The organism is Streptococcus sp. DD11, assembly GCF_001578865.1.
Classification (GTDB): Bacteria; Bacillota; Bacilli; order Lactobacillales; family Streptococcaceae; genus Streptococcus; species Streptococcus panodentis.
In genome coordinates, this window is sequence record NZ_KQ969393.1 from 412,573 (window position 1) to 416,525 (window position 3,953).

The 3,953-nt window shown below is 42.7% G+C and carries 3 protein-coding genes; 2 read left to right on the forward strand and 1 reads right to left on the reverse strand.

Annotation, left to right across the window (positions count from 1 at the left end; translation table 11 throughout):
- The coding region (locus STRDD11_RS14210) for a peptide cleavage/export ABC transporter (protein ID WP_241209320.1) at positions 1-1,275 on the reverse strand (1,275 nt) is incomplete at its 3' end.
- 310 nt (positions 1,276-1,585) lie between these two features.
- Between STRDD11_RS14210 and STRDD11_RS05230 the strand changes: the two genes are divergently transcribed.
- Entirely contained in the window at positions 1,586-1,819 is a 234-nt protein-coding gene (locus STRDD11_RS05230) for a Blp family class II bacteriocin (protein WP_128836034.1), read from the forward strand.
- A gap of 677 nt (positions 1,820-2,496) precedes the next feature.
- A complete protein-coding gene (locus tag STRDD11_RS05235; protein WP_128836036.1) occupies positions 2,497-3,480 on the forward strand; it encodes a DUF6568 family protein in 984 nt (327 codons plus the stop codon).
- Positions 3,481-3,953 lie beyond the last annotated feature (473 nt).

Genomic DNA, 3,953 nt, shown 5'->3' on the forward strand with positions numbered 1-3,953 from the left:
GATGAGCTGACCGATAGAAATGCGACCGTTCATGACCAGCTGGGCCCCAAACCAAAGGATGCCGACCTGAAGCAGGAGCTGGGCGCCCTGCTTGAGCGAGGTCTGGAGGATGGAGAGCTTGCTGAGTTTGAAGGACTTATCCAGATAGTCGACAAACTCGCTGTCAATCTTTTGATAGCGAACTTCCTCGCTGGTCAGAGACTTGATGGTCTCGATGCCATTGATATCCTCGATAATGGCAGAGCTGACCATGGAGTTGGCTTGCATGACATCCTGGTTCATCTTTTCAAAAGGCTTCATAAAGGTGAAAATGATGACCATATAGATAGGAATGGAGACCAGAGTCAGCAGAAAAAGATTGGTATTTTGCAGGAGGAGGACACTGCCGACTGTGATCAGGATGGAGACATCCAGAAAGAGAGAAAGAATGGTCGAAGCCAGTGCATCAATGATGGAGTTGGCATCTGTAAAGCGGGAGATGACCTCACCCGTCCGCCGAGTCGCAAAGAAGGACATAGGCAGCTCAAAGATATGGCGGATATAGGACAGGATGACATCAATGGTCAGCCGCTGGCTGAGAATGGTCAGGAGATAGTCCCGCGAAAAGGTCATAAACTGCTGGAGGATATAGGTCACAATCAGACCGATGGAAATGACTCCCAGCGTCGTCTTCATCTGATTGGGGATGTATTCGTCTAGGATTCCCTGCAGATAGTAGGAACCAGCGATATTAATCAGAGTCACTAAAAGACTGGCCAGGACGATATAAAAAATCAGGGCCTTCTGTCTGAGAATCAGCGGGATAAAGCTCATGAGGCCGTTTTTCTTGTCATGATGGACCTTGTAGCTGGGCTCAGGTGCCAAAAAGATAGCTACTCCAGTCCACTCAGCCTCAAAGCGCTCCCGACTCATCCGAGACACCTTGACCGCTGGATCCGGATCTCCGATAATCAGCTGCTTTTTCTCCTTTTTATAAACGACATAATAGTGCTGAAGCTTGCTCTCTTTATTGACATGAACGATAAAGGGATAGGGGACATCGGGCAGGTCAAAGAGCCCCATGTCTGCCTTGATGGCCCGCGTCTCAAAGCCGAGCTCCTTGGCTGCCTTGACGATGCCCAGAGCTGTGGTTCCTTCCTTAGTCGTCTTAGCCAGCTCCCGCAGATGGGCCAGAGAATAATCCGAGCCATAGTATTTTGCGACAGAAGCCAGAGCTGCTACCCCACAGTCCCTAGCGTCCATCTGAGGGACAAACGTCTTTCGATACCTAAACATAATTATCTTCCTTTCCTATTGATCAAATGCACCCTTATTATCGCATAAATCGGACCAAAAAAGTCAGGAAAATCCCAAATGGTAGCTATATCATCCCAAATGGTCAAAAATTCCCTTGAATTTTTTGTCAATGACTATTCAGGAGTAAATAGGGACCATTTAGGATTTTGCCCCCAAAACCTAGAAGAAAGTGCTATACTCTAGTTGTCGAATTGCAATGAGACAGATTTTTCACTCAAACTTGGACTAAAGAAAAGATCCAAGAGATATTGTCTTTAATCCCTCGCATTTTACGAAAGGAAGGTTTCTCATGTCTACAAAAACAATTTCACAATTTGATGTGATGGACGATAACATGCTAGCTGCTGTTGAAGGTGGTGGTGGTCACTATAATCCCAGTGCGCAAGATATCTTTAAAGCTGCAGCTTCTGGTGCAGTTCAGGTTGGACTTTCTTGTTTGCCCGCTGGCCCATGGGCTGTTGCTGGCTGTGCCATAGTAGGTGGAGTTTGGGGCGGCTATATTCAATACGAGTTGAGACACTAAGATTAGCTCATATTGAAAAACAAAAATAGTAGCGGAGGTATATGATGCGAAAAAAGAAATATTTAATCATTTACTTTTTAGTTGTTATCTTAGGTTCTATATTTGGCGGTTGGAAGTATGTTGAGCCTCCTATGCCGAATATTGATCATTTGAAAGAAGACTAAATACCTTTCATATCGCATTTTGATTATCTATCCGTTTTTATTAAGGAAGAAAGATTAATTGAGGAAAAACGATGAAAACAATTTAAGAAATTTCAGAAATCAATGTCGAAACATTGGAACAAGTTAATGGTGGTGGTTGTACAGTTGGAGGGTACGTTGGAGCCTTTATAGACGGCTACTAAGTTCCTTTAACTGGATACCGGCTGCTGCTTATATGGGAGCAGTTTGTCATTGACTAGACTAATTCCTAATAAATTTAGGTTGACTGAAGTTATTCGATTTCTTCTATTCTCTAAGTTGTAATGTCATTTATCAAAATATCAATAAAAAAGTGATCTAGTTGGATATGAAATATTTAAAAGTCTGTTTATGCTTTATGAAAAGTGTAAGCAGACTTTTATTCTTATGTAAATGACTGTTTAGGATGAAATAAAAACCATTTATGATTTAGCTCTTTCATTATGGTCAAAAAGAGGTAAACTAAGGGTATCAAAAGAGAAAAGGAGTTTTCTTATGAAAAACAAGTTTTTAATGTCTATATTGCTTTGTCCGCTTTTGCTTGGTCTAGGGGCTGTATCGGTCTCAGCTGATACGGATAGTCCCGTGGCTCAAGCTGGCCAAGAGCAGACAGAAGTCAGCAGAAGCACAGAGACAACCCTGCCTGATGCGATAGAGGCGAAAGCTGATGATGAGATGTTGACCGAGCCTAGTCCAAGCCAACCTACAGACGCTCAAGCTTCAGATCAGAATCAAGAGTCATCAGAAGAAACTGAGAATGAAGCAGCAGAGGTCAGTCCAGCCAGCTATTTAGAAAACGTTGCTGATTTTCAAAAGATTACGATTAATCAAGTTTATCAGGCTTTTACGGAAGATGGTCAGGAACATACACTCTATATCGGCCGTCCAACCTGTTATTACTGCCGGCAGTTTTCACCGGTATTGAAAGACTTCAATCAGCTCATCGGCAACCAGTTGGAATATTACAATACAGATGGTGAGGATCTGGATGACCAAGCCAAGGATTTTCTATTTAAAACGGTAGGAATTCCGGGGACGCCGACTGTTCTCTATGTAAAAAATGGTCAGTTGCTATCAGGCTGGGCAGGCGGAGGATTGACAGCCCAGCAATTATACGACTATCTCTATCAAGAACATCCAGCAGACCAAGGAAATCCAGACCCGCAAAATCAAGAAAATCCAAGCCAGGCGTCTCCATCGTCAGCTGTCAAGCCTGCGGCCAGTCAGCAAGGTCAAACTGGAAGCCAAACCCTTGCCGGAAAAATGGCTAGTCAAGAAGCAGGCGATGCAAACGCCCAGATTCTTCCTATGAATGAGTCAGGCAATATTATCAGCCAAAAGCCAGCAAAACAGAGTCAAGTTCTTCTGCCTAAAACAGGTCAAAAAGAGACTGCCTTCATATTTTATTTGGGCTTGTCTATCTTATCTGCTGCTCTGCTAGCTTTAGTCAGAAAAGCAAGTAGGAGATATGGTGATTAAACTGGGATGTCATTTCTCTATTTGAAGATTAATTTTAATCTAAAATATACAGTATTTATTCTTGTCAAGTGCTGTTTTTGATTAAAAATGACTGTTTAGGAGTAAATAGCTACCATTCATGAATTTTGCCCCACAAATCTAAAAGAAAGTGCTATACTCTAGTTGTCAAATTGCAATAAGACAAATTTTTCACTCAAACTTGGATTAAAGAGGCTGTGGGACAGAAATCGGTAGACAAAGTCTCGATTTCGTAGTCCCAGCCCCGCGAGGATGATTAGGATCTTTTGTGAGTCCAAATGACGAACAAAAAGTCCAATCAGCTACCGCGCCAAAGGGGTATTGCGAATAAAAAGCGAGACTAGAATCTTTTGTCACAACCTTCTTTAATCCCTCGCATTTCACGAAAGGAGTCATGTAATGACTACAAAAACAATTTCACAATTTGATGTGATGGACGAAAACATGCTGGCTGC

Coding starts and splice junctions, on each gene's coding strand:
- STRDD11_RS05230 (WP_128836034.1), top strand. CDS start 1,586: ATGTCTACAAAAACAATTTCACAATTTGATGTGATGGACGATAACATG.
- STRDD11_RS05235 (WP_128836036.1), top strand. CDS start 2,497: ATGAAAAACAAGTTTTTAATGTCTATATTGCTTTGTCCGCTTTTGCTT.